Source organism: Nakamurella aerolata (genome assembly GCF_013002705.1).
Taxonomy (GTDB): domain Bacteria; phylum Actinomycetota; class Actinomycetes; order Mycobacteriales; family Nakamurellaceae; genus Nakamurella; species Nakamurella aerolata.
Window position 1 is genome coordinate 260,116 of record NZ_JABEND010000002.1, and the last position, 24,963, is coordinate 285,078.

At 71.2% G+C, this 24,963-nt stretch carries 20 protein-coding genes; 16 read left to right on the top strand and 4 right to left on the bottom strand.

Annotated features, from left to right (window positions below):
• Nucleotides 1–28: 28 nt before the first annotated feature.
• Nucleotides 29–1,228, bottom strand: coding sequence for a pyridoxal phosphate-dependent aminotransferase (locus HKD39_RS04400; RefSeq protein ID WP_171198622.1), 1,200 nt, complete (start codon nucleotides 1,226–1,228; stop codon nucleotides 29–31).
• Between the two features lie 82 nt (nucleotides 1,229–1,310).
• Here HKD39_RS04400 and HKD39_RS04405 point away from each other — a divergent pair, with 82 nt between their 5' ends.
• The 4 genes from HKD39_RS04405 to HKD39_RS04420 all read left to right on the top strand — a co-directional run bounded on the left by HKD39_RS04405 (nucleotide 1,311) and on the right by HKD39_RS04420 (nucleotide 4,769).
• A complete protein-coding gene (locus HKD39_RS04405; RefSeq protein ID WP_246232042.1) occupies nucleotides 1,311–2,597 on the top strand; it encodes a DUF445 domain-containing protein in 1,287 nt (428 codons plus the stop codon).
• A gap of 264 nt (nucleotides 2,598–2,861) precedes the next feature.
• On the top strand, nucleotides 2,862–3,380 hold the full coding sequence (locus tag HKD39_RS19950; RefSeq protein ID WP_171198624.1) for a helix-turn-helix domain-containing protein: 519 nt from the start codon (nucleotides 2,862–2,864) through the stop codon (nucleotides 3,378–3,380).
• A gap of 95 nt (nucleotides 3,381–3,475) precedes the next feature.
• Nucleotides 3,476–4,396, top strand: a complete 921-nt coding sequence (locus HKD39_RS04415) for a hypothetical protein (protein ID WP_171198625.1) — start codon at nucleotides 3,476–3,478, stop codon at nucleotides 4,394–4,396.
• 55 nt (nucleotides 4,397–4,451) lie between these two features.
• Nucleotides 4,452–4,769 (top strand): DUF2516 family protein, encoded by a 318-nt coding sequence (locus HKD39_RS04420; RefSeq protein ID WP_212753951.1) that lies wholly within the window; start codon nucleotides 4,452–4,454, stop codon nucleotides 4,767–4,769.
• Nucleotides 4,770–4,934: 165 nt separating this feature from the next.
• Here HKD39_RS04420 and HKD39_RS04425 read toward each other — a convergent pair whose 3' ends face one another.
• Nucleotides 4,935–5,471 carry an inorganic diphosphatase gene (locus HKD39_RS04425; RefSeq protein WP_171198626.1) on the bottom strand — a complete coding sequence of 179 codons (537 nt, stop codon included), beginning with the start codon at nucleotides 5,469–5,471 and terminating at the stop codon, nucleotides 4,935–4,937.
• 387 nt (nucleotides 5,472–5,858) lie between these two features.
• Between HKD39_RS04425 and dacB the strand changes: the two genes are divergently transcribed.
• From dacB to HKD39_RS04480, 11 genes are all read left to right on the top strand, one after another.
• Nucleotides 5,859–7,277 (top strand): D-alanyl-D-alanine carboxypeptidase/D-alanyl-D-alanine endopeptidase, encoded by a 1,419-nt coding sequence (dacB, locus tag HKD39_RS04430; protein WP_171198627.1) that lies wholly within the window; start codon nucleotides 5,859–5,861, stop codon nucleotides 7,275–7,277.
• Nucleotides 7,270–8,367: a zinc-dependent metalloprotease gene (locus HKD39_RS04435; RefSeq protein WP_343074590.1), complete on the top strand. Its 1,098-nt coding sequence runs from the start codon at nucleotides 7,270–7,272 to the stop codon at nucleotides 8,365–8,367. The genes dacB and HKD39_RS04435 overlap by 8 nt, the downstream gene beginning before the upstream one ends.
• Nucleotides 8,368–8,387: 20 nt before the next feature.
• A complete protein-coding gene (gene tilS / locus HKD39_RS04440) occupies nucleotides 8,388–9,599 on the top strand; it encodes a tRNA lysidine(34) synthetase TilS (RefSeq protein ID WP_171198628.1) in 1,212 nt (403 codons plus the stop codon).
• Between the two features lie 159 nt (nucleotides 9,600–9,758).
• The gene (gene hpt, locus HKD39_RS04445) at nucleotides 9,759–10,349 is read left to right on the top strand and encodes a hypoxanthine phosphoribosyltransferase (RefSeq protein ID WP_171198951.1); all 591 of its coding nucleotides are present in this window, start codon (nucleotides 9,759–9,761) and stop codon (nucleotides 10,347–10,349) included.
• Nucleotides 10,350–10,740: 391 nt separating this feature from the next.
• The gene (gene ftsH, locus HKD39_RS04450) at nucleotides 10,741–13,479 is read left to right on the top strand and encodes an ATP-dependent zinc metalloprotease FtsH (protein WP_281361782.1); all 2,739 of its coding nucleotides are present in this window, start codon (nucleotides 10,741–10,743) and stop codon (nucleotides 13,477–13,479) included.
• Between the two features lie 176 nt (nucleotides 13,480–13,655).
• On the top strand, nucleotides 13,656–14,252 hold the full coding sequence (gene folE, locus HKD39_RS04455) for a GTP cyclohydrolase I FolE (protein ID WP_343074591.1): 597 nt from the start codon (nucleotides 13,656–13,658) through the stop codon (nucleotides 14,250–14,252).
• Complete coding sequence (folP, locus tag HKD39_RS04460; RefSeq protein WP_246232043.1) at nucleotides 14,249–15,214, top strand: dihydropteroate synthase; 966 nt, start codon at nucleotides 14,249–14,251, stop codon at nucleotides 15,212–15,214. The genes folE and folP overlap by 4 nt, the downstream gene beginning before the upstream one ends.
• Nucleotides 15,207–15,722, top strand: a complete 516-nt coding sequence (gene folB / locus HKD39_RS04465) for a dihydroneopterin aldolase (RefSeq protein WP_171198630.1) — start codon at nucleotides 15,207–15,209, stop codon at nucleotides 15,720–15,722. Before folP ends, folB begins: the two co-directional genes overlap by 8 nt.
• A complete protein-coding gene (folK, locus tag HKD39_RS04470) occupies nucleotides 15,715–16,404 on the top strand; it encodes a 2-amino-4-hydroxy-6-hydroxymethyldihydropteridine diphosphokinase (protein ID WP_171198631.1) in 690 nt (229 codons plus the stop codon). Before folB ends, folK begins: the two co-directional genes overlap by 8 nt.
• Complete coding sequence (locus HKD39_RS04475) at nucleotides 16,401–16,946, top strand: DUF3180 domain-containing protein (RefSeq protein WP_212753953.1); 546 nt, start codon at nucleotides 16,401–16,403, stop codon at nucleotides 16,944–16,946. The genes folK and HKD39_RS04475 overlap by 4 nt, the downstream gene beginning before the upstream one ends.
• 36 nt (nucleotides 16,947–16,982) lie before the next feature.
• Entirely contained in the window at nucleotides 16,983–18,791 is a 1,809-nt protein-coding gene (locus HKD39_RS04480) for a DUF6779 domain-containing protein (protein WP_171198632.1), read from the top strand.
• A 61-nt stretch (nucleotides 18,792–18,852) separates the two neighbouring features.
• On the opposite strand, the gene HKD39_RS04485 is transcribed toward HKD39_RS04480, so the two are convergent.
• Nucleotides 18,853–19,764 carry a 3-methyladenine DNA glycosylase gene (locus HKD39_RS04485; RefSeq protein WP_212753955.1) on the bottom strand — a complete coding sequence of 304 codons (912 nt, stop codon included), beginning with the start codon at nucleotides 19,762–19,764 and terminating at the stop codon, nucleotides 18,853–18,855.
• Nucleotides 19,761–20,687 (bottom strand): class I SAM-dependent methyltransferase, encoded by a 927-nt coding sequence (locus HKD39_RS04490; RefSeq protein ID WP_171198633.1) that lies wholly within the window; start codon nucleotides 20,685–20,687, stop codon nucleotides 19,761–19,763. The genes HKD39_RS04485 and HKD39_RS04490 overlap by 4 nt, the downstream gene beginning before the upstream one ends.
• Before the next feature lie 272 nt (nucleotides 20,688–20,959).
• Here HKD39_RS04490 and HKD39_RS20290 point away from each other — a divergent pair, with 272 nt between their 5' ends.
• Entirely contained in the window at nucleotides 20,960–24,955 is a 3,996-nt protein-coding gene (locus HKD39_RS20290; RefSeq protein ID WP_343074592.1) for a C40 family peptidase, read from the top strand.
• Nucleotides 24,956–24,963 lie beyond the last annotated feature (8 nt).

The following is a 24,963-nucleotide window of genomic DNA, read 5'->3' on the forward strand; positions in this document are numbered from 1 at the left end:
CTTCTGGCAAGGCCCGGCAAGGGGTGGCTCAGCGCCGGCGCCGGTCGGCGCTCGCCAGTCGGTCGGTGGCCTCGTCGATCACCTGGTCCCGCTTACAGAACGCGAACCGGATGTACCTGGCGCCGGGGCCGTCCGGGCCGGCGTCGGCGTAGAAGACCTGTTGCGGCACAGCCACAACGCCGCAGCGCTCCGGCATCGACCGGCAGAACGCGGCACCGTCCTCGCCGGGAGCGGCCAGGCGATCGATACCGGCCACCGCGAAGTAGGTGCCCTGCGGCACCGTCACCTCGAAACCGGCGTCCCGCAGGCCGCTGCAGAGCCGATCCCGCTTGCTCTGCAAGCCTTTTGCCATGCCGCGCACCCAGTCCAGCTCGTCCCGCAGGGCCAGCGCCACCGCCGGCTGGAACGGTGCGCCGCCGACGAAGGTGAGGAACTGTTTGGCCGCGCGCACCGCGCCGATCAGCGGTGCCGGCCCGCAGGCCCAGCCGATCTTCCAACCGGTGACGTTGAAGCTCTTGCCGGCGCTGGAGATGCTGACCGTGCGCTCGGCCATGCCGGGCAGGGTGCCGATCGGCAGGTGCGCCGCTGCGTCGAACGTCAGGTACTCGTACACCTCGTCGGTGACCACCAGCAGATCCCGGGAGATCGCCAGCGCCGCAACGGCTTCCAGCTCCTGTGCGGTCAGCACGGTGCCGGTGGGATTGTGCGGGGTGTTGAGCAGGATCACCGTGGTGCGGTCGGTGACGGCGGCGGCCAGCTCGTCAGGGTCGAGGGCGAACCGCCCGGACGAGTCCGGACGCAACCGGACCGGAACCAGCCGGGCACCGGCCATGGCGATCACAGCGGCGTAGGAGTCGTAGAACGGCTCGAGGGCGATCACCTCGTCGCCGGATTCGACCAGGCCGAGCATGGCGGCGGCGATCGCCTCGGTGGCGCCCACCGTCACCAGCACCTCGGAGTCCGGGTCGAACGGCTGCCGGTACTCGGCGGCGCGTTGGCCGGCAATCGCCTGGCGCAGTTCGGCGATGCCAGGGCCGGGCGGGTACTGGTTGACGCCGTCGGCAATGGCCTGCTGGGCGGCGGCGAGCATGGCGGGCGGGCCGTCGGTGTCCGGGAAGCCCTGACCGAGGTTGATCGAACCGGTGCTGGCGGCGAGCGCGCTCATCTCGGCGAAGATGGTCGAGGTGAACGGCTGCAGCCGGCTCACCGTCGGGTTGCTCTTGAGCATCGGCCCATTGTGGTGCACGGCTTGTGGTGCACGGCCGCGTGGTGGGCCGGGACACCGCTGCCGCCCAGGCACAATGCCCAGCATGAGCGTTGTCAACGCGGCGCCGCCGTCGGTCACCGACCTGACGCCGATGGACCAGGTGCGCCGGCAGGCCCTGATCAAGATGAAGCTGTTCGCCACCGGGCTGCTGGTGGTGATGGCGGTGATCTTCGTGGCCGCATGGCTGTTGCAGGACAGGTTCGCCTGGGCCGGTTATGTGCGGGCGGCCGCCGAGGCCGGCATGGTCGGCGGCCTCGCCGACTGGTTCGCGGTGACGGCGCTGTTCCGGCACCCGCTCGGATTGAAGATCCCGCACACCGCGATCATCCCGCGCCGCAAGGACGTGATCGGGTCGTCGCTGTCGGAGTTCGTCGCCACCAACTTCCTGTCGGAACAGTTGGTGCGCGAGAAGATTGCCGGTTTCGGGGTGGCCCAACGCGTCGGTGCCTGGCTGCAGCGACCGGAATCGGCCAAGCGGTTGGTGGCCGAGGGCGCGGCCGCCGCCGAGAAACTCTCCGACGTGCTGGCCGACCAACAAGTGGTGGAACTGCTCAGCGGCATGGCAAGGCGGAAGCTGGAGGAGCTGCAGGTGGGGCCGCCGCTGGGGCGGATCGCCGCCGACATCTTCACCCGCGGCGAGCATCACGCGCTGGTCGACTTCTTGGTCGACCGGTGCTACCTGTGGGTGCGCGACAACTACGACCTGGTGGCCAGGGTCGTCACCGACCGGGCGCCGAGCTGGACCCCGCGGTTTCTCGACGACATCGTCACCGACCGGATCTACTCGGAGGTGGAAACTTTCGCCAGGGCCGTTCGCGACGACCCTGACCACGATCTGCGCAAGGCCATCGACCGGTTCCTGATCGAGTTCGCCGACGACCTGCAGCACGACGAGAAGACCATGGCGCGGGCCGAGGCCATCAAGATGCGCATCCTCAACAACACCGAGCTTGGCGAGCTGGCCGGCGAGGTGTGGCAATCGGCGAAATCCGCTCTGCTGCAAGAACTGTCGAACCCGGACTCGTCGCTGCGCCGGTCGGCGCAGCAGGCGGTGATCCGCTTCGGGGAGCGGTTGGCCGCCGGCGGCGAGACCGCGCAGCGGGTGGACACCTGGGTCGCCGACGCCGCCGGCTACCTGGCCGCCAACCACGCCAGGGCCATCACCGGGATCATCGACGAGACCATTGCGCGCTGGGACGGCCCGGCCACCAGCCGCAAGATCGAGCTGCAGATCGGCCGCGACCTGCAGTTCATCCGGATCAACGGCACCGTGGTCGGTGCCCTGGCCGGGCTGGCGATCTACACCGTCGCCGAGGTGGTGCTGGGCTGAGCTTGACGGCCTCGGGCGGCTTGACGGGCTAGACGGGCGCGGCGGCTTGACGGGCTTGACGGGCTTGGCGCGAAAAATCGGCTGCTCGACGCCGCATGGCGAAAACTGACCTGGGCAAACGCGTTTCGAACCACCGATTGTTCCGCTGGTGCGCAGCGGCCCGCTAGCAAGCACTGCTTGCAACTGCAAGCACGGACGGTTAGCGTGGTGAATCAGCACGTCGGCGGCCGGCGCCGCCGGCACAGCGGCGAGGGGTGAGTAGCGATGGTCGATCTCGATCCGATGCTGCGCCCGGTGCGCGACCTCGGGTCGTTCATCCGCGATCAGCGCGAGGCCGCCAATCTCTCCATCAGGGCGCTGGCCGCGAAGACCGGCGTCAGCAACCCGTATCTGTCGCAGGTGGAGCGCGGCGTCCGCCGGCCCAGCGCGCACATTCTGGCCCAGATCGCACACGGCCTGTCGATCTCGGCGGAGACGCTGCTGGCCCAGGCCGGTGTGCTCGATCGTGAGGCCGCCGACGAGGTGACGGCCGGCGCCGGGTCGAGCGGTCTTGGTGCTTCCGCGGAAGCGCACGACGCGGCCGCCGAAGCATCGCGCCCGGGTACCGCCGGGCCGTCGGTGCTGGCAGCGATCGCCGCCGACCCGCGGCTGACGTCAGAGCAACGGTCGGCGCTGCGGCAGACCTACCTGGCATTCGTCGCCACCAGCGAACCGGCCGCACCGAGCGCCGGCCCGCCTGCCGGGGAAACCCACAGCACACCATCAACCGCTGCCACCGAGTAGTCCCGAGATTCGAGTAGTCCGAGCAACTGATCCGAGCAACTGAACAGTCCCGAGCAACCAAGCAGTCCAGAGCAACCGAGTAAAAGGAGAAGCCCATGGCAGACCGCGATTTCACCGAAGACTTCACCGAGCGCGCCCAGGCCGCGCTGACCAAGCTGGCCGACCGGATGCCCAACCTGCCCGGCCCGGTACTGGCCGCGATCGGCGCCGCTGATGTGGCCGGGCGCCAGCTCGTCGAGCTGGTGAACTCACTGGCGGACAAATCGCCGGTCAAGCCGGTCAAGCCGCAGATGCCGAAGATGCCGGAGCGCGGCGAGGTGGTGGACGAGCTGCGCTCGGTGGCGCAGGACCTGCCGTCGCGCCTGCAGCACCTGGCCGAGGACGCCCCGGAGAAGCTGCAGGACGCCGCCCGCGAGGTGCCGGAGAAGGCCCGCGCGCTGGCCGACCAGCTCGAGCAGTTCGCCACCGCGCTGCCGGGCAAGGTGCAGCGGCTGGCGGACGAACTGCCGGACAAGGCCCGCGAGGTCGGCGAGCAGCTGCAGCCCGACCAGTTGCGGCAGTCCGCCGACGCCTACCGGGAGCTGCTCGCCTCGGTCTACGCGACACTCACCGAGCGCGGCGGCAAGGCCTGGGAAGAGCTCCGCAACACCGGACCGGTGCCCGGCACCGTGGTGGACGGTCGCCGCAGCCCGAAGAACGCCATGGACCACGAGGAGACCGGCGAGGCCGTCGTCTCCGACCTGGCCGCCAAGCGCGGTGCCCGCAGCGAGGCACCGGTGGGGACGCCGGCCGCCAAGCGCCCGGCCCGCCGCCGTCCGACCCCGAAGCCGGACACCGGCCCGAACGGTGAGGGCGCCGCAGCCGGCACCGCAGGCACCGACAAGGCCGGCACCGCAGGCACCGACAAGGCCGGCACCGCGACCACCGACAGGAACAGCGGCGCCGACGCGGCGGGCCCGGCGGCGGGCACCGCCAAGCCGAAGCGCAGCGGCACCGGCAAGAAGACCGAGAGCTGAACCGACCCTGGGTTTGCCCGGCCAGGTGTAGCAGCAGCGTTGCTACCCTGGCCGGGTGACCTTCGTGCTGCCGATCATGGACTACCTGACGATCGCCATCGGCGTCGTCGGTGGCATCGTCGGCGTTGTCGCCTTTGCCGATGCCGTCACCCGGCGCACCGACGCCTATCCGGCTGCCGACAAGCAGACCAAGACCACCTGGCTGGCCATCACCGGCATCTCAGGGGTGGTGCTGGTGCTCGGAATGATCCCCGGCTCGCTGCTGCGGGCGCCCAGCCTGCTCTGGCTGGCCGGCCTGGTCGGGGTGCTCGTCTACCTGTGCGACGTGCGACCCAGGTTGCGGGAAGTCTCCGGCGGCTCGTCCAGCTGGTAACCGGGGCCCGGGTTCGCCCACGAGGGACCGACCGCTCCCGGCAAGACCGCGCTCGGCAAGAACCGCTCCCGGCAAGACCGCTCCCGGCAAGAACCGCTCCCGGCAAGAACCGCACCCCGCAAGACCACACCCGTAAAGACCGTGGCGGGGCGGAAAGACGCTTCGCTACTTGGCGTTCTCGGCGGCCTGCTCGGGCGAAACGCCCTCGGCCACCTGCGCCAACCGCTTCTGCTCGCGGTCGAACGAGATCCGGATCTCGGTCTCGGCGTCGCCGCGGCCGACCCAGTTCGCACCCTCGACGCTCTTGCCAGGTTCCAGATCCTTGTAGACCTCGAAGAAATGCTGGATCTCCAGCTTCTCGAAGATCGGCAGGTCGCCGATGTCCTGCAGGTTGTCCCGGCGCGGGTCGTTGGAGGCCACGCACAGCACCTTGTCGTCAGGGCCCTTCTCGTCCGTCATCCGGAACATGCCGATGGCCCGTGAACGCACCAGGCAGCCGGGGAAAGTGGGCTCGGCCAGCAGCACGAGCGCGTCCAGCGGGTCGCCATCTTGCCCGAGAGTGTTCTCGATGTAGCCGTAGTCGGCCGGGTACTGGGTGGCGGTGAACAGGGTGCGGTCCAACCGGATTCGACCCGAGTGGTGATCGACCTCGTACTTGTTGCGCGAGCCTTTGGGGATCTCGATGAGGACGTCGAACTCCACGGGACCTTCCTTCCGGGTGCGGCCGCCTGACTCATCGGTGGGCCAGGGGGCGGTGGTGCTGGCTTGACGGCGGCGATGGGCACCGGCCGCGTCGGCGTTCACCCGCCGGCGGCGGCTGCCGCGGCCATATATATGGCCAAGCCGCTGTTGGCAAGACTTTAGTCTGTTGGCAGCGTCCGGATCGCATCCTGAGCGGCGGGAGAGGCAGGCGTCACACACAGCGCCCGTCGTCCGCGCTCGGGTTCGGCCCGGGTGCAGTCAGGGCCCCACCGGCCGGAACCGCCCGCACCAACCCGCACCAACCTGCCCCGCCCGAGAGGACCACCCACCGTGCCAGGTACCCGCAGAGCACCCCGCCCGCGCCGGACCGGGCGCATCGTCGTGATCGTGACGGTGTGCGTCGTGGCGCTCGCGGCCATCGCGGTCGGCGGCATCTACTTCTTCGGCAACCGCTCAGATTCGGGTCAGAACACCGCAGGCGGCAGCAGCACCGCCACCAGCTCGACCGGGCAGACAGCGCCGGATCCGCAGCTGGGCAAGGTGCAGCTGGCGTTGGCGCCTGCCCCCAACGGCAAGACCGCCCCGACCCCGGCCGGCGTCAGCAAGGCCCTGCAGTCGATCCTGAAGAGCCCAGCGATGGGCGGCAACTTCGCCGGCGTGGTGATGGATGCCGCCACCGGAAAGGTGCTGTGGCAACAGGATCAAGCCACGCCGCAGCTACCGGCGTCATCGATCAAGCTGCTGATGGGGACGGCGCTGCTGAGCTCGCTCAAGAGCACAGACCAGCGGATGGCGACAACAGTGGTGGAGGGCACCACCCCCGGCGACGTCTACTTCGTCGGCGGCGGCGACGTGACCTTGTCGGCCCGGCAAACCGGCACCGAGACCGTCTACAACGATCCGCCGACGGTGGCCGAGTTGGCGGCCCAGGTGCGCTCGTCCGGGGTGCAGGTGAAGCGGATCATCCTGGACACCTCGTACTGGACCGGCGAGCCGCTGGCCCCGGGCTGGGACCCGGCGGACATCAAGGGTGGCTACATCACCAAGATGCAACCGCTGATGGTGGACGCCGACCGTCAGGATCCGTCCAACCAGAACTCGCCGCGCACCGGCACCCCGGCGCTGACCGCGGGCAAGGCGCTCGCCAGGGCATTGGGCAACGCCGACCTGCCGGTGATCGACGACGGATCCAAGGCGCCGGCCGACGGCAGGCTGCTGGCCAGGGTGTACTCGCAGCCGCTGCCCGAACTGCTCGCCGAGGCGCTCACCAACTCTGACAACATTCTCGCCGAGTCGCTGGCCAGGGAGATGGCGGGCAACTTCGGGGCGCCGCGCTCGTTCGACGGCGCGTCCAGCGCCACCGTGCTGGCCCTGAACGACCTCAAGCTGGACACCTCGCAGCTGACCATCGCCGATGCATCCGGCATGTCGGTGCAAGACCGGGTGACGCCGGAACTGGAGGCCCAGGTGCTGCGGCTGGCGGTGCAGGGCAAGACCGAGAACCTGCGGTATCTGCTGTCCGGTCTCCCGGTCGGCGGGGTCAGCGGCACGCTGGACAGCGACCAGCAGCACAACCGGTTCACCACCCCGGATTCCAAGGCCGGCGCCGGCTGGGTCAGGGCCAAGACCGGCTCGATCAACTCCACCTATGTGCTGTCCGGCTACGTTCCCACTCAGGACGGCAGGATGCTGGTGTTCTCGTTGTTCAACAACGGGGTGATCCCCGACTCGCCGGGCAACCCGGGCACCCGGGCGGCGCAGGACGCGTTCGCGACCGTGCTGCGCAACTGTGGCTGCCGTGGCTGAGCGGGGCAGCGTGGTGCGGGCCGGTGCGCAGCCGGCCCCCGACCCGACCATCGACTTCGCCGCCGCGGTGCGGGCCGCGACAAAACTCGCGCCCACCGGCCCTGTGGTGACGCCGCAGCAGGCCGCCGACGCCGTGGCTGCGCTGCTGCGGTTCTCCCGCGAATCGGAGCTGACGGTGCGCGACACCGCTGAGCTGGGGGAGGGCCTGCCGGTCGCCGAAGCCGTTGTGGTTGACCGGCCCGGCTGGATCGCCGCCACCAGCCAGGGCATGGCCAAGCTCACCGCACCGCTGACGGCCCGGCTGGCGGACAAGGCCACCCCGCGCAGCCGGGCGATGGCCGGCCGGCAGCTGGGGGTGGTGCTCGGGTTCCTGTCCGGCAAGGTGCTCGGCCAGTTCGATCCGCTGACGTCCGGTCCCGACGGGCAGGACGGGCAGCTGCTGCTGGTGGCGCCCAACATCATCAAGGTGGAGCGGGAGTTGCGGCTCGACCCGGTCGACTTCCGCCGCTGGGTCTGTCTGCACGAGAGCACCCACCGGTTGCAGTTCACCGCGGTGCCGTGGTTGCGCGACTACTTCGTTGCGCAGACGGCGGAGTTCGGCGCGGTGGCCGATGTCGACTCGCGCGAGGTGCTGGGGCGGATGGTGCGGGCCATCAGGGCCGGATCCGGCAGGCGCGGGGCGGATTCCAGCACCGCCGAGACCGGGAAGCTGAGCTGGGTCGAGGCGATGCAGACACCGGAGCAGCGCGCGATCTTCGACCGGATGATGGCGCTGATGAGCCTGCTGGAGGGCCACGCCGACTACGTGATGGACGCCGTCGGTCCCGCGGTGGTGCCCAGCGTCGCCGGCATCCGCAAGGCCTTCTCCGAGCGGCGCCGCAAGGGGTCGGGTCCGATCGACCGGATGTTGCGTTCGCTGCTGGGTATGGACATGAAGCTGAGCCAGTACGTCAAGGGCGAGAAGTTCGTCTCGCACGTGGTGAAAGCTGTTGGCATGCAACGGTTCAACACGGTCTGGGACTCGCCGGAGACGTTGCCGACCAGGGCCGAGATCGCCGATCCGGCCGGCTGGCTGCGCCGGGTCGGCTGACGCTGCCCTGCGATGTTCCGATGACGGATGCGCCCCGGCCGCCGGTGGCCGGGCCAGCCGGTGGGGGACCGGGGCCGGCCGCGTTGCCCGCTGATCACCCGGTGCGCCGGGCGGTGCGGTGGCATCTGCGTGCGCATCCCGCCGACCGACTGCTGGTGGCGGTGTCCGGTGGGGCCGACTCGCTGGCGTTGGCCGCCGCGGTACTGGCCGAGGTGGGCGGCCCCGGCCGGGCGGCAGGTCGGGCCACGGACGCGGCACCGGGGAATGCGCCGGCACTGGGTGGGGACGCGGTGCCGACACCGGCAGCGGGGCCGGCGCTCGCCGCCGCGGTGATCGACCACGGCCTGCAGGAAGGTTCGGCTGCACAGAGCGCCGCGACCGCGGAAGCCTTGCGCCGCTGGGGTTTTGCCGATGTCACGGTGCGCAGGGTCGCGGTCGGCGCCGACGGTGGGCTGGAGGCCGCGGCCCGCACCGCCCGCTACGCGGCGCTGCGCGAGCTTGCCGCGTCCGGCGGCGAACCCGAGCGGGTGCAGGTACTGCTCGGGCACACCATGGACGACCAGGCCGAGACGGTGCTCCTTGGCCTTGGCCGCGGCAGCGGGCCGCGGTCCATCGCCGGGATGCGGGCGCTATTGCCGGACGCTGCGGCCCCGGCGAGCGGTCGGGACGGGGTGCGGCTGAGCTGGGGGCGACCGTTGCTCGAAGTGCGCCGCGCCGACACCGAAAGTGCCTGCGCGGCAATGGCTGTGCCGTGGTGGAGCGACCCGCACAACAGCGACGCCCGGTACACCAGGGTGCGGTTGCGCCGGGAGGTGCTGCCGCTGCTGGACGACGTGCTCGCCGGTGGGGTGACGCCGGCGCTGGCCCGCACCGCCGAGCTGCTGGCCGACGACCTCGCCGCCCTCGACGGCTGGGCCGCGGCCGCGCTGGCCGCCGCCAGGACCGAAGCGGCGACCGGGTCGGCCGACCACCGAACGCCCGCCGAACCGGACCCGACACAGCTGGCCGTTGCCGCCCTGGCCGGGTTGCCCGACGCTGTCCTGCGGCGGGTGCTGCGGCGCTGGCTCACCGACGCCGGCGTGACCGGCCTGACCGCCGATCACCTGTTCCGCATGCAGCAACTGGTGCGGAGGCCACCGCGCACCCCGCCGGCGGCGGTGCGACTGCCGGGTGGCGTCGATGCCACCCGCGTCGGCGCGGCCGTGCTGCTGGCACCCAACCGTCGGCATTGAACCGACGGCACTGAACCGGGACCACTGTGCGTACTCCGGGCGTGCCAAGATGATGCGGTGACCGCGACGGAACCCTCGCAGAGTTCGTCCAGCCAGCCGGCCACCGCCGCCGAACCGCCGGCCGCGGGCGCCGCCTCCCGGCCAGGGCTGACCACCGTCATCGAGGCGGCCCCGCCCCCTGCCGAGCAGGACCCTGGCGCCCCGCACGGTTACCCGGGCGAACTGGTGTCGGTGTTGATCGACCAGGAGACGGTGCAGGCCAAGGTCCGCGAGCTGGCCGCCGCGGTAGCCGCCGACCACACCCTGGACACCCCGCCGCTGCTGGTCTGCGTGCTCAAGGGCGCCGTCATGTTCACCACCGATTTCGCCAGGGCGATGCCGATCCCGTCCGAGATGGACTTCATGGCGATCTCGTCGTACGGCTCGGCGACCACCTCGTCCGGGGTGGTGCGCATCCTGAAAGACTTGAACTCCGACATCACCGACCGCAGGGTGGTGATCGTCGAAGACATCATCGACTCGGGGCTCACGCTGTCCTGGTTGCTCAAGAACCTGCAGTCGCGCGGACCGGCGGCCATCGACGTGGTGACGCTGCTGCGCAAGCCCGAGGCGGTGAAAGTGCCGCTGGAGCCGCGCTACGTCGGCTTCGACATCCCGACAGAATTCGTTGTCGGCTACGGCCTCGACTACGCCGAGCGGTACCGCGACCTGCCGTTCGTCGGGCTGCTCGGCGCCCACATGTACGCCTGAGCGTGCGCGGCTGAGCGCTGGACCGCTTGTGCCGCCCTGCCTCGCGTTCGCCCACGGCGCAGCGGGGGTGGGCCGGCAACGGAACTTCCCCGGCCACCGGCGGCGTTGTACCTGACGTTGTCGCTGGTGGTGTGGCCGACAACGGCTCAGGCACCGCTCAGGCGCCGATGCCAAGCGTCACCACAGCAATCTCCGCAGGTCGCCGCGCTGGTGCGCGGTAGGCTGGGAGCTTGCGGTGATGCTGGATCGATGCCGGCCCGGCCTGCAGGACGATCGCTCGGATCACCGAGGCCCATCGCACCGCCAGCACCCGGCGCCGCCCGAGCAGCGGCCGCCGGTCACACTCGCATCGACACAGGAAGGGTCGAGGTCGACATCGACCGGAAGCCACATGGACCGTAAGAAGCTGATCCGTTCGCCACTGCTGTGGATCTTGGTGGCAGTGTTGCTGTATCTGGCGTACAGCTTCTTCACCGACGAGACCCGTGGCTACACCACCGTCCCCACCTCGCAGGCGCTGGCGCAACTGCAGAGCAACAACGTCAGCGAGGCGCTGGTCGACGACAAGGAGCAGCGGCTGCGGCTGACGCTCAAGACGCCCGACGCCGCCGCCGACGGTGCCACCAAGATCGTCTCGCAGTACCCGGCCGGCGCCACCGACGAGGTCTTCAGCGCGGTGCAGGCGGCCAAGGCCGACAAGTACGACACCACCGTCACCAGCGAATCCGCGCTGTTCTCGATCCTGCTGTACCTGATCCCGGTTGCGCTGATCCTGCTGTTCTTCCTGTGGATGATGAACAACGCCCAGGGCGGCGGCAACAAGGTGCTCTCGTTCGGCAAGTCCAAGGCCAAGATGCTGTCCAAGGACATGCCGACCACCAAGTTCTCCGACGTGGCCGGTGCCGACGAGGCCGTCGAAGAGCTCGACGAGATCCGCGACTTCCTGGCCAACCCGGTGCGCTACCAGGCACTGGGCGCCAAGATCCCCAAGGGCGTGCTGCTGTACGGCCCGCCCGGCACCGGCAAGACGCTGCTGGCCCGCGCCGTCGCCGGCGAGGCCGGGGTGCCGTTCTACACCATCTCCGGCTCCGACTTTGTCGAGATGTTCGTCGGCGTCGGCGCCTCCCGGGTGCGCGACCTGTTCGAGCAGGCCAAGGCGAACGCGCCGGCGATCATCTTCATCGACGAGATCGATGCGGTTGGCCGGCACCGCGGCGCCGGCATGGGCGGCGGCCACGACGAGCGCGAGCAGACGCTGAACCAGCTGCTGGTCGAGATGGACGGCTTCGAGTCCAAGGGCGGCATCATCTTGATCGCCGCCACCAACCGGCCGGACATCCTCGACCCGGCGCTGCTGCGGCCGGGTCGGTTCGACCGGCAGATCCCTGTCGGCGCACCGGATCTGCGCGGCCGTGAGGCCATTCTTGCGGTGCACTCCAAGGGCAAGCCGTTTGCCGATGACGTCAACTTCCCCGAGCTGGCCAAGCGCACCGTCGGCATGTCCGGTGCCGACCTGGCCAACGTCATCAACGAGGCGGCGCTGCTGACCGCCCGCACCGGCGGCACCCTGATCACCAACGCCGCGCTGGAAGAGTCCGTCGACCGGGTGGTCGGCGGGCCGGCGCGCAAGGGCAGGGTGATCTCCGAGACGGAGAAGAAGATCACCGCCTACCACGAGGGTGGGCACGCGCTGGCCGCCTGGGCGATGCCCGGTCTTGAACCGGTCTACAAGGTGACGATCCTGCCGCGCGGCCGCACCGGCGGGCACGCGCTTGTCGTCCCCGAGGACGACAAGCAGCTGATGACCCGCAGCGAGATGATCAACCGGCTGGTGATGGCGATGGGCGGCAGGGCCGCCGAGGAACTGGTGTTCGCCGAACCGACCACCGGCGCCTCCTCCGACATCGCGCAGGCCACCAAGATCGCCAGGGCGATGGTCACCGAGTACGGCATGAGCGCCAAGCTCGGCGCGGTCAAGTACGGCTCCGGCGACGACGAGCCGTTCCTCGGCCGCACCTACGGCCACAACCCCGACTACTCCACCGAGGTCGGCGGCGAGATCGACCACGCGGTGCGCGCGCTGATCGAGGCCGCCCACACCGAGGCCTACGAAGTGCTCAACACCTACCGCGACGTGCTGGACGACCTGGCCGCCCGGCTGCTGGAGAAGGAGACCCTCGAGCGCAAGGACCTCGAGGCGATCTTCGCCGGCGTCGAGAAGCGGCCGCGGATCACCGCCTTCGACGAGTGGGGCGACCGGCTGCCGTCCGACCGCCCGCCGATCAAGACCCCCAAGGAGCTCGCCATCGAGCGCGGCGAGCCGTGGGAGGACGAACCGGTGAAGCGTCCGATGCTCGACAAGCAACCGGTGCCCGCCGGTGCTGCCGGACCCGGTGCTGCCGGACCCGGTGCGGCCGGGCCCGGTGCTGCCGGGCCCGGCGGCGCTCAGGGCGCGCCGGGGGCCGCTGGGTCGCCGGGCGGCTGGGAACGTCCGGCTCCGCCGAACGGGCAGCAGACCTGGCCGGGCCAGCACGGCGGCCCAGGACCGGCCGGGGGCCAGAACGGCCAGCACGGCCAGCCGTCCAACTGGACCGGCGGGGTGCTGTCCGGGCCGCTCGGACCGCCGTCCTGGAATGGCCAGGCGCCCAACGGGCAGGCACCCAACGGGCAGGCAGCCAACGGTCAGGCAGCCAACGGTCAGATGCCGCACGGGCAGATGCCGGGTGGTGCGGTGCCGTACGGCCGGGGCGCTCCGGCGACACCGGCCGCCAACGGCGGCGCCGCGCCGGGTGGGCAGAACGGTTACGGCGCCGGCGGTTTCCCGCAGGGTGTTAACGGTCACCAGCCCGCCGCGGGTCAGCCGCCCCACGGCCAGCAACCGGCCGGTGAGGCCGGCAGCGACACCGCGGACGGCTCGCCCCGCTCGTTCGGCGCGCCCAGCGGTGGCCCGTTCTCGCACCAAGCCGGGTATCGCGGCGATCCGGAAGTCACCGGCCGGCACGGCCGCCCGGAGCACGGCGATGCGTCCCCGGATGATTCCGCCGACCCGGCCGGTCGCACCGGCGACGCCGGCCAGCAAGGGCAGCAGCAGCCGCCCATCGACCCGTGGGCACCCCCGGACCGGCAGTGAGCTCGGCCTCGACGGTCGGCGCCGCGGTGCCAGGCAGCACTGCGTCTGACAGCACCGTGTCTGACGGCACCGTGTCTGACAGCACTGCGTCTGGCAGCCCGGTGGCAGATGATGCCGGGCCCGCTGACGCGGGGCCGGCTCGAGTGGCGTCCACGCACGCGGTGTCCAATAGTTCCGTGACGGCAGACCCAACCGCTCAGGTGCCTCAGTTCGATCTCGACCGGGCCGCGGCCGCCGTGCGCGAGCTGCTGCTGGCAGCCGGTGAGGACCCGGACCGGGAGGGCCTGCGGCAGACCCCGATGCGGGTGGCGAGGGCCTACGCCGAGGCCTTCTCCGGGCTGTACGCCGACCCGGACGACGTGCTCTCCACCCAGTTCGACGAGGGGCACGCCGAGCTGATTCTGATGCGCGACATCGAGCTGTACTCGATGTGCGAGCACCACCTCGTGCCGTTCTTCGGCAAGGCGCACGTCGGGTACATCCCCGGCCGCGACGGCCGGGTGACCGGGCTGTCCAAGCTGGCCAGGCTGGTCGACGGCTACGCCCACCGGCCGCAGGTGCAGGAGCGGCTCACCTCGCAGATCGCCGACGCCCTTGTCCGCAAGCTGCGCCCCGCCGGAGCCATCGTGGTGATCGAGGCCGAGCACCTGTGCATGTCGATGCGCGGCGTTCGCAAGCCAGGCGCCACCACCACCACGTCCGCGGTGCGCGGCATCATCCGGTCGCAGGCCGCCACCCGGTCGGAGGCCATGAGCCTGATCACCGGCCGATGACGGCACCCGTCGGGGCGGCCGGGGGACAGCCACCGCTGGTGCCAGCCATGGGCGAAAGACCATGGGTGATGGGCATTCTCAACGTCACCCCCGACTCCTTCTCCGACGGCGGGCTGTGGGACTCCACCGACGCCGCCATCGCCCACGGGCAGGCGCTGGTGGCCGCCGGCGCCGACATCGTCGACGTCGGCGGGGAATCCACCAGACCGGGCGCGCACCGGGTGCCGCAAGACGTCGAGCTTGACCGGGTGATCGACGTGATCGCCGCGCTCGCCGCCGACGGGGTGCCGTGCTCGGTCGACACCACCCGTGCCGCCGTGGCCGCCGCCGCGGTACGCGCCGGCGCGGTGATCGTCAACGACGTCTCGGCCGGCCTTGCCGATGCGCAGATGGCCGCCACCGTCGCCGATCTCGGTGTGCCCTGGGTGTTGATGCACTGGCGCGGCCACAGCGACGCCATGCAGCAGCGCGCCGAGTACGCCGACACGCTCGCCGAGGTACGCGCCGAACTGCTCGCCAGGGTGGACGCGGCGATCGCCGCCGGCGTCGACGAGCGGGCGCTGATCCTTGACGCCGGCATCGGTTTCGCCAAGAACGCCGAGCACAACTGGGAGCTGCTGGCCGGCCAGCGTGAGCTGGTCGAGCTCGGGCTGCCGGTGCTGCTCGGCACCTCACGCAAACGCTTCCTCGGCCAACTGCTGGCCGGTCCGGACGGCGCCCCCCGCCCGGTCGGCAGCCGCGACATCGCCACCGCCGCAACGTCTTTGCTGGCCGCGCAGGCGGGCGTCTGGGGGGTGCGGGTGCACGACCCGCAGTCCACCGCCGATGTGTTGGCGGTGCTCACCGCGACCCTTGCCGCCGATCCGGCCAGGTCGCCGGCCGGCTGGCCACCGGCCCCGGCGCCGCTGCAACCGGCCACCGGCGACTACCGCTTCGGTGCACTGGCGGTGCCGCGTGGCTGACCGCATCCAGCTGACCGGGCTGGCGGTGACCGGCCACCACGGCGTCTTCGACCATGAGAAGCGGGACGGTCAAACGTTTGTGGTCGACATCGTGCTGTGGACCGACCTGGCCAGGGCCGCGGCCACCGACGATCTCACCGAGACCGTCAACTACGCCGAGCTGGCGCAACTGGCAGCGGACATCGTCGCCGGGCCGCCCCGCGATCTGATCGAGACCGTCGCGGCCGAGATCGCCGACGCGGTGGTTGACCGCTTCGGCCGCAGCCCCGCCGGCGGTGCTGCCGACGGCAGCGTCAACGACGGCAGCGTCAACGGCAGCGCCGTGAACGGCCGAGCTGCCGGCCCCGAGCTGCACGCCGTAGAGGTGACCGTGCACAAGCCCGAGGCGCCGATCCCGCTCAGCTTCGCCGATGTCGCGGTGACCGCCCGTCGATCGACCAAGACCGGCCCGGCCAAACTGCGTCGGGCCGGCAAACCCGGCTCGGACGAAGGGGCGCGCGATGGTTGAGCGGACGCCGCACGCCGGTGCCGCGGGTGCCGTGGGTGGCCCGGGTGCGGCGGAACACGCCGGCAGCATGGCCGGCGGCGGCCCCGAACCGGCTGGCGCTGGGGCCGAATCGGCTGGCGCTGGCGCCGAATCGGCTGCCGCCGTTGATGTTTCGTCCGCGGTGTTGTCGATGGGCTCCAACCTCGGTGACCGCCGCCGGTACCTTGCCGACGCGGTCGCCGCGCTCGGGCCTGCGGTCCGCGCGGTGTCGTCGGTGTACTCCACCCCGCCGTGGGCCGGCAGCGCCGATATCGAGCAGGACGACTACCTGAACATCGTGGTGCTGGCCGATGCCGTTCCCGCCGGCACTCCCGCCAACGGTGCCGCCGGCGGCGTCAGCGAACCGATGGACTGGCTGCGGGTGTGCCGGCAGTTGGAGACGGCGGCCGGCCGGGAACGCGGCGTCCGCTGGGGGCCGCGCACCCTCGACGTCGACGTGGTGGCGATCGGGCAGCTGGAACTTGACCTGCCCGAGCTGACGGTGCCGCACCCGCATGCCGGCGAGCGCGGGTTCGTGCTGGTGCCGTGGGCCGAACTCGACCCCGGTGCCGAGCTGCCCGGTGCGGGGCCCATCGCTGACCTCATCGCCGGCCTCGAGGCCGCCGGCGAACTGGAAGGCATCCGGAAGGTCGGTGCGCTGTGAACCGCGAGCCGGACACCGAGATCGGCCTCACCCGCTGGCGCGACCTGGCGGTGGTGGCGTTGATCGCCGCGATCCTGGCGTTCGGCCTGCTGTTGTGGAACTACAACCGGCTGCCGGCGCTGCCGCGGCTGGCTGGTCTGCCCGCCGCGCTGATCGGCATCGGCGAAGCCATCTTCGGCTGGGGGCTGTACCGCAGGATCCGCGCCAACAGCGGCGCCGCGCCAGGTCCCGGCGGATCCGAGCAACCGCGCATCGGCGTCGCAGGGCAATCCGGCCCGGACGAGGTCGATCCGTTGACGGTGGCACGAGCCGTCACCATCGCCAAGGCCTCCGCGCTGGCCGCAGCGGCCTTCGGCGGCTTGTGGATAGGCACCCTTTGCTATGTCTGGCCGCGCGCCGGAGACGTCGCAGCCGCCGCCGGTGACCGCGCCACCGCCCTCATCGGCCTGCTCGGCGCCGCGGTGATGTTGGCCGGCGCGCTGTGGCTGGAGCGCTCTTGCCGGACACCTCCTGATCAGGGGCAGGGCCCGAGCCGCGCGTGAGATCGGGGCACCTGCGCCCCGGTAGAGTTTGCAGCCATGAGCTCGACCGCGCCCCCGCGACGCCGCGGCTCAACCCCTTGGTCTTTGCAGCTGCTGTTGCTCGGCGGCTTTGTTTTCGGTGCCGCCGCAACGGTGCTGGTGGTGCTGTTCGCCGATCAGGTCCGCTGGTTGCGGATCGCGGTGCTGCTGGCTTTGTGGGCGGCGCTGTTCGCCGCGTTCGCGGTCGCCCGCTCCCGGCGCGAGGCGCAGCAGGTGGTCGCCAGGGAGGACGAGATCACCCGCACCTATCAACTGCACTTGCAACGTGAGGTGTCTGCGCGCCGCGAGTACGAGACCGCGTTGAGCGACCGGATCCGCGACGAGGTCGCGCAGCGCGAAGCGCAGGAGCTGGCCGAGGTTCGGGCGCAGTTGGCGCGGCTGTCCGACTCGCTGTCGCAGCTGATGGACGGCGACGTGTTGGTGGAGCGGCTGACGCTCTCGGCGGAGGCCACCAGGCTGCGCGGTATCCCCGGTGGCCGGCAGAGCGGCCGGCTCACCAGCCTGGCCCGCGGGGAGCTTGCTGGACGCGGCCCTGCCGAGGTGGACGCGCCGACGCCCACCGACGGTGTGGGCGCTGCCGGTGCTGGGGGCACTGCCGGTGCTGTGGGTATTGCCGGTGTCGACGATGACGTCACCGCGGTCGAGGTGACCGCCGATCTCGACGCGGTCGACGCCGAACTGGTGGACGACGGCTTCGCGGACGACGGCTTCGTGAGCGACAGCTTCCTGGACGGCAGCTTCGTGACCGACAGCTTCGACAGCGAAGGCCGTGCCGGTGTGCCGGACGCCCGGTCCGACCCGCGGCCGGACGCCCCGGCCGCCGCGTGGGCGCGTCGGCACCGAAACGATCTGCGCCACCAGACCGCCCAGGTGGCGGCGACCCGCGCAGCACGGGCCAAGGAGCAGGCAGAACGCGCAGACGCTGAGCGCGCCGCCGCCGAACTGGCCGGCAGAGCCGAAGCCGCGCAACGTGAAGCAGCGCAACGGGAAGCGGTGCAACGTGAAGCGGCACAGCGTCAAGCGGCGGAACGCGAAGCCGCCCAACGAGAAGCCGCGCAACGCGAAGCCGCCCAACGAGAAGCCGCGCAACGGGAAGCAGCCCAACGGGAAGCCGCACAGCGTCAAGCGGCGGAACGCGAAGCATCCCAGCGGGAAGCACCGCAGCGGGAAGCAGCGCAACGCGAAGCAACGCAGCGTGAGGCGGCGGAACGCGAAGCAATGCACCGTGACGCGCAGCGTGAAGCCGCCCAACGCGAACTGGCGCACCGTCAGTCGACACCGCGGGACTCGGCCCAGCGTGCGGCAACCCGGCCCGGGACAGCTCAGCAACCCGCCCGCCGGCAAGAGGCGGCCAGGCAAGAAGACCAGCCGGCCCCATCGGCTGGTCCCTCGACGTTCCGGTCCATAGGGGCGTTCTCCATCGCGGCGCGCGGCCCGCTCGATCCGCAGGCGTCCGCGGTCACCGGGACGGGCACAGCCTCGCAGCAGCCGACCGAGGCGCAGCCACGGCCCGGGCAGGCTGCCGAGGCGGCAGTCGAACCGGGCCCGGTGGCGGACCCGTCACCGGGAGGTGCGCAGGATGCCCCGCACGGTGCTGATGAACACGGTGCTGACGCACGCGGTGACGACGCACGCGGTGGCCACGAGCACGGTGGCCACGAGATCGACGACTCCGCCGACTCCGGCCGGGTGTCGGTGGCAGATCTGTTGGCCGCCTTCGGTTCTCAGAACTCGTCGCAGCGTCGCCGACGCCGTGCCCCTGAGGTCACAGAGCCCACTGAGAGCGCTGAGTCGGTAGAGCACTGAGACCAAGGACGCGGAGTGCAGCAAAGCTGATCCTGCGGCCCCAGGACGTGCGCCTCAGCTCTCAGGTGTCAGCCAGCAGGGCGGCGCACAGCTCGATCAACTCGGCCCGGAGCGGCCGTGCCCGCTCCGCGAATTCCCGTTGCAGGGCAACGTATTCGGCCTTTCCCGCCGGCGTCTCGATCGCAATGGGTCGATAGCCGAGGGCCTGCAGATCGTACGGTGAGGCGCGCATGTCGACGGTGCGGATCTGTCTGGCCAGTACGAAGCAGTCGATCAGCAGCTCGCTCGGCACCGCCGGGATCAGCTTGTAGGCCCACTTGTAGAGATCCATCCCGACATGCAGACACCCTGGCTGCTCGTTGCTCACCCGCGACTCCAGGTCCGGCTGCAGCTGGTTCAACCCGCGGGCGGCCGGGGTGAAGAAGCGAAAAGCGTCGTAGTGCGAGCACCGGATCCGGTGGCCGCGCACCACCTCATCGGTGCCGTCGCTGCCCAGGCGCAGCGGGTAACCGTTGTGCCGCAGCAGATCCCGGCCCTGTCCATACACCATGGCCCACTCGTGCAGGCCGAGGCAGCCGAGTTGTGCCGGCCGCTTTGCCGTCGCGGTGAGCAGTCGCCCGATGAACTCGACCTGTTCGCCGCGGGCGGCGACGAAGGCGGGCAGGTCGACCCGCACCCCGCCTCCGGGACCGCGCTGGTGCAGACCCCAGTCGAGCCGTTCGTCGGCGTCCTCCAGTTCGACGTGGGCGCCTGGGTACCAGCGCCGCAGCTGACCGGGCCGCAGCGAGTAATAGGTGAACAGGAAGTCGTCCACCGGGTGTCGGCGTCCGGCGGCGGCGCGGACCCGGCGCCCGGCGGTCAACTCGTCCACCCGACGCTGGTGCTGCTGCTGCCGCGGCCGCCACTCGTCGGCGCCCCAGCGGATCCGTTCGCGCGCGTTGCCGGCCGGTGATCGGGTGCTGCCGTTGGTCATGAGCCGGGTGCCTGCGCGTCTGCGGTCGGGGTCGCAGGTTCCTCAGTCGCAGGTTCCTCAGCGGATCGGCGGCGGGCGATCCAGGTGTCACAGATCTGCGCAAGGGTCAGTGCATCAGGGTCGGGCTGGGTGCCGGCCAGGTCGTCAAGGCCGGCGTGCAGGCCGCGTACCTGCTCCGGCGCGGCGGCGATCACGTACGACAGCGTGTCCACCAGGCCGTGCAGGTCGGCTCTGGACAGGCGCTGGCTCCAGTGGGTGCGCACCAGCCGCGGGTCGGTGAACTCGGTGCGGCCACGGAACGGCGCACCGTCGTCGGCGCTACCGCTGGCCGTGCTGCCGCCGGGTGGCCGCACCCAGCGGTCCAGCAGGCGCTGGTAGCCGGAGGTGAACTCGTCGGCGGAGTCGTTGCGGTTCCAGAATCCGGCCAACACCCCGCCCGGCGCCAGCACCCTGGCGATCTCGGGCAGGGCGGTGTCCATGTCGAACCAATGCATGGCCTGCCCGACGGCGACCAGCCGCACCGGTCCGTCGGCGACCGGATCCACCGGGATGTGCTCGGCGGTGCCGATCCTGGCGTCCACGCCGGGCAGCGTCCGCCGCAACTCGGCGAGCATCTGCGGGTCGGGCTCCACCCCGATCACGCCGGCGCCGTGGCCGACCAGCGACCGGGTCAGCTTCCCGGTGCCGGCGGCCAGGTCGACGACGCGCCAGGGGTGTCGCCCGGCGTCCTGGCCGAGCCCAGCGTTCGGGTCGGCCCCAGCGTTCGGGTCGGGCCCGTCCTGGTCGGGCCCAACGCCGACGGCCGAGGTCGCGTCGACCGCGGACAGGCCGGCCTGCACGGCCGCGTCCGGATAGCCGGGACGGAACTGGGCGTAGGTGGCGGCGCGCTGCCCGAACGACAGCGCGCGCGACGATGCAGCCATACCGCCATGTTCCCCCTGTTCGGTGCCGCTGCGCCGACCGGCCGGCCGCGACTGCGGACAGTGACTCCCGCTCGCGGCGTCGGCGCTGCGTGTCCGGCAGGCCACGTCCGAGTGAACATGATCGTTTCGGCCTGCCCTCGCACGCTCGATTGCGGTTGAATAACAGCAGCACACGATGCCCGGGGTGGGTTCGGGTCCGCGAGCGGATAGGCGAGTTGCGTTCGATGCGTTTTTCCGGGTCGATTCGACCGAGTTCAAAGTCCTCTACTGGCGTGCTCGGGGGAAGGTCGGCCGGTGCCGCCGGCACCGCTCAACGCCGACTCGGCCGCCGGGTGCCCAGGTATCTGGCGTGCGCGGCCGCGACCACGGCATTGGTGGTCGGCCTGATCCCTGGATCGGCGCAGGCCGCCACCAGCCCGATTCCGGTGGCGCCGCCGGCGGTGGTGCCCAACGCTCCCGGCACCACCTGCTGGACGCCGGGGTCGGCGTTCGCGGCGCAGGATCCGTTCGTCTTCGCCGGGACCAGGTTGACGGCCACCCAGATCGCTGCCGCCCAAACCATCGCCGACGTCGCCGCCGGCCGCGGGCTGACCGACCGCGCGACCCGCATCGCCGTCGCCGCCGCGATGAACGTGAGCAAGCTGAACGCGAAGTACCGCAACGGCGAGGCCGTTGGGTTGTTCGGACAGCAGGCGCTGCCGGCCGCCCAAGCGGCCGCCCGTCCGGCGCTCGCCGACGCCAGCGATCCGGCCGCGGCGGCGCTGCGCTTCTTCGGCGACCTCACCGTGCAGGTTCCCGGCTACCAGACCGACAAGCGCAGCGATGCCGATATCGCGGCGCTGGTGTTGGGCGCCCCGCAACGGGCCGGCGTCACCAAACTCTCGGCGTTCGCCACCGAGCTGAGCCAGCGGGTGAACAGCCAGACCGCGTCGGCGACCGCGGGGTCTGCCGGTGCAGCGGCGTCCGGGGCGTCGGCTCCGGCCGGCACCGCTCCCGCCGGGCCTGCTCCCGTTCCTTCCGGCGGCGCAGCGCCGGGAAGCGCAGTCGGCTCCGCATCGCCGGCACCAGCACCGGCAGTTCAGCCGGCGGCGCCCGGAGTCGGCGCCGCAGCCCAGGCGCCCGCGCCGGTTGCCGGGGCACCAGCAGCCGGGGCAGTGGCCGGGGCCCCCGCCGCCGGTGCCGCACCCGCCGGTGCCGCACCCGCCAGCGCCGCAGCGGCGAGCGCGGCGGAGCGGCTCTCGTCGTTGACCGACCAGCTGGTGCGCGCCGCCAACGACTACACCGCCGAGCAGCAGCGGCTGGCCAAGGAACGTGCGGCCAAGGTGGCGAAGGCCGCCAAGGAGCGCGCGGACAAGGCCGCCAAAGCCGCCAAAGACAGAGCCGCCAAAGACAAAGCGGCCAAAGACAAAGCGGCCAAAGACACAGCCGCCAAAGCGGCCAAAGACACAGCCGCCAAGGCTGCCAAGGGCAAGGCCGCCGCCGCGAAGTCCGCTCAGCCGGCCCCGAAGAACCAGTCGGCCGCCGCGAAAGCGCTTCCGGCACAACAGGATTCGGCCCAGCGGGCGGCAGCCGCGCCGGCTTCGGCCAAGATCGGCGCCGCGGTCGCCGCCGGTGAGCTGTCCGATCTCGCGCGGCAGCTGTCCGGCGTCAGCCCGGCCCGGGTGGCCGATCAGCAGCAGGCGCTGGCCGCGTTCCCGGTGTTGTTCAGCCCGGCGCTGCGGACCTTCGTCGGCGCCGTGGTCGGCACGCCGGTGTCGCAGGCGCCGGTGGTTCCCCGGCCGGTTGCCATGGGACCGTTGAAGTTCCGTGACGCGACCCCCGCGCTGGAACCCGCCCGCGCCGAGGCCGGGACCGGCGACGCGGCCACGCCGAGCTCGACCGACACCACCGTCACCACGGTGACCACGACCATCAGCGGGACGCCGACCACCTACACCACTACGGTCCCCGTCACCGACGCGACGGCCACCGGGACAACCGGTTCCGATGCCACCGGAACGTCCGATGCCACTGGGACCTCCGATGGCACCGGAACGTCCAGCAGCAGCGCCGCCAGCACCAGCGGCTCTGCCCCGGCTGAATCGACAGTTGAGTCGACGGCCGAATCGACGGGGGAGACCGCCTCCGGGTCGTCGTCTGCGTCGTCTTCCGGGTCGTCTTCTGGGTCGACCTCCGGATCGACGTCCGAGTCTTCGTCCGACTCGCCGGCTGCGACCAGCTCGGCCACCGGATCAGGGACGGCCACCTCGGCGGCATCGTCGAGCGGCTCAACGGCCGCCTCCAGTACGGCAGCATCCAGCACCGCGGCTTCGAGTACTGCAGCGTCCAGCAGTCCAGCAGCTTCCAGCACCACGGCTTCCAGTACCACGGCGTCCAGCAGCGGTTCGGCGACGACGTCCAGCGCCGCCACCCCCACCGAGACCGCGACCACGACACCGGCGCCGACCACCAAGGCCACCCCGACGGCGACCACCAAGTCTTCAACGGCTGCGCCGACGGCCACTACCAAGTCTTCAACGGCTGCGCCGACGACCAAGGCGACCCCGACGGCTGCGCCGACCACGAAGGCTTCACCGTCGGCGCCGGCCACCACGGCGACTCCGACGGTTGCGCCGGCACCCACCACCAAGGCGACGAACATCGCGCCGACCACCAGGCCGACGCCGGCCGGCACGGCAGCACCCACCAGTGCAGCGCCGACCAGCACACAAGCGCCCACCAGCAAACCGGCGGCGACCAACGTCGGGCCGGTCACCAACGCCAGCACCGTTGCCCCGACCACAGCCGCCGTCCCGAGCGACCAGCCGGCCGCCCGGGACCAGCAGGACCGGGATCAGCAGGACAGGGCTCAACGGGACAGGGCTCAGCGGGACAGCGAGCGTGACCCGGCGCAGCCCGACCCGAGCGAGCAGCAGCCCAACTTCGACGAGAACCCGACCATCGACTCGAACGGTTCCGACCCGGTCGCCAAAGACCCGACAGTTGTACCGGCACCCACCCCGGCACCGGCCGGCCAGGCCCAGAACTGCCTGCCCGTCGGCGGGTCGTCGAGTTCGTTCGACCCCGGCTACATCATTTCCGACGAGGTGTTCTACAACACCACGGCGATGAACGGCGGACAGGTGCAGGCCTTCGCCGACCAGGTGGGCGCGGCCTGCACCGGGGCGTGGTGCCTGCGCAATCTCGTCGTCGATGTGCCGGCGTATTCGGCGACGCGGTATTGCACGGCGGTCCCGGGTGGGCGACTCGCCGCGAGCGAGGCATTGGCGCGCATTTCTGCCGCCTGCGGCATCAACCCGCAGGTCATGCTCACCACCCTGCAGAAAGAATCCGGCCTGTTGACCAGGTCGGACGCCACCCAGGCCTCCTGGGCGGCCGCCTGGGGCTGGCACTGCCCCGATACCGGCCCCGGCGGGACGGCCAATTGTGATCCGCAGTATGCGGGATTTGTGAACCAGCTGTACGGCATGGCGTCGCAGTGGTCGCGGTATCGCCTTGACCCCGGCAAGTACAACTATCAGGCCGGCCGGGTCGAGCAGATCATGTGGAACGTCGCCGAGTCCGGCTGCGGTGCTGCCCCGGTGTTCATTCGGAATCAGGCCACCGCGTCGCTGTACAACTACACGCCGTACCAACCGAATGCCGCGGCACTGGCGGCGTACCCGGGTGAGGGCGACCGGTGTTCGGCGTACGGCAACCGGAACTTCTTCGTGCTGTTCGGCAAGTACTTCGGCGGTACCGGCGCCAGCATCGCGCCGACCACCGCTGTCACCGGCACCAGCGTCAGCATTCCCGTTGGCGCGGCAGTGGATCCGGCCGTCGCCGGCAAGCAGATCGTCGCCCCCAACGCCAACGTCGCCAAGGGCCTTGCCGCCGGCTTCGCCGCGGTCGGCCTGCCCTATGTCTGGGGCGGCGGCACCAACGGCGGCGGCCCCGACCAAGGCTGTGAACGCGCCGGCGGCGACAAGAACTCGTGCAAAGGCATTGTCGGCTTCGACTGCTCCGGCCTCACCGGATATGTCTTGCGGCAGGCCGGATTCGTCACCGGCACCGATTCGTCGAGCCAGCGGGCCGGCGGCCAGTCGATCCCATGGAGCCAGGCGCAGCCAGGCGACATGATCGGCTACCCCGGTCACGTCGCGATCTTCCTCGGCTGGATCGACGGGAATCCATACCTGTTGGAAGCGCCAGGAGTCGGCAAACAAGTGCAGATTCGTTCCGTACACACCGGCAACATCGACCCGGTGGTGCACCGCTACTGGCGATGACGCTGCGA

Excerpts from the sequence above, each read along its gene's own strand:
- HKD39_RS04400 (WP_171198622.1), bottom strand. The coding sequence starts at position 1,228 with ATGCTCAAGAGCAACCCGACGGTGAGCCGGCTGCAGCCGTTCACCTCG.
- HKD39_RS04405 (WP_246232042.1), top strand. The coding sequence starts at position 1,311 with ATGAGCGTTGTCAACGCGGCGCCGCCGTCGGTCACCGACCTGACGCCG.
- HKD39_RS19950 (WP_171198624.1), top strand. The coding sequence starts at position 2,862 with ATGGTCGATCTCGATCCGATGCTGCGCCCGGTGCGCGACCTCGGGTCG.
- HKD39_RS04415 (WP_171198625.1), top strand. The coding sequence starts at position 3,476 with ATGGCAGACCGCGATTTCACCGAAGACTTCACCGAGCGCGCCCAGGCC.
- tilS (WP_171198628.1), top strand. The coding sequence starts at position 8,388 with ATGACGGATGCGCCCCGGCCGCCGGTGGCCGGGCCAGCCGGTGGGGGA.
- ftsH (WP_281361782.1), top strand. The coding sequence starts at position 10,741 with ATGGACCGTAAGAAGCTGATCCGTTCGCCACTGCTGTGGATCTTGGTG.
- folP (WP_246232043.1), top strand. The coding sequence starts at position 14,249 with ATGACGGCACCCGTCGGGGCGGCCGGGGGACAGCCACCGCTGGTGCCA.
- folK (WP_171198631.1), top strand. The coding sequence starts at position 15,715 with ATGGTTGAGCGGACGCCGCACGCCGGTGCCGCGGGTGCCGTGGGTGGC.
- HKD39_RS04480 (WP_171198632.1), top strand. The coding sequence starts at position 16,983 with ATGAGCTCGACCGCGCCCCCGCGACGCCGCGGCTCAACCCCTTGGTCT.
- HKD39_RS04485 (WP_212753955.1), bottom strand. The coding sequence starts at position 19,764 with ATGACCAACGGCAGCACCCGATCACCGGCCGGCAACGCGCGCGAACGG.
- HKD39_RS04490 (WP_171198633.1), bottom strand. The coding sequence starts at position 20,687 with ATGGCTGCATCGTCGCGCGCGCTGTCGTTCGGGCAGCGCGCCGCCACC.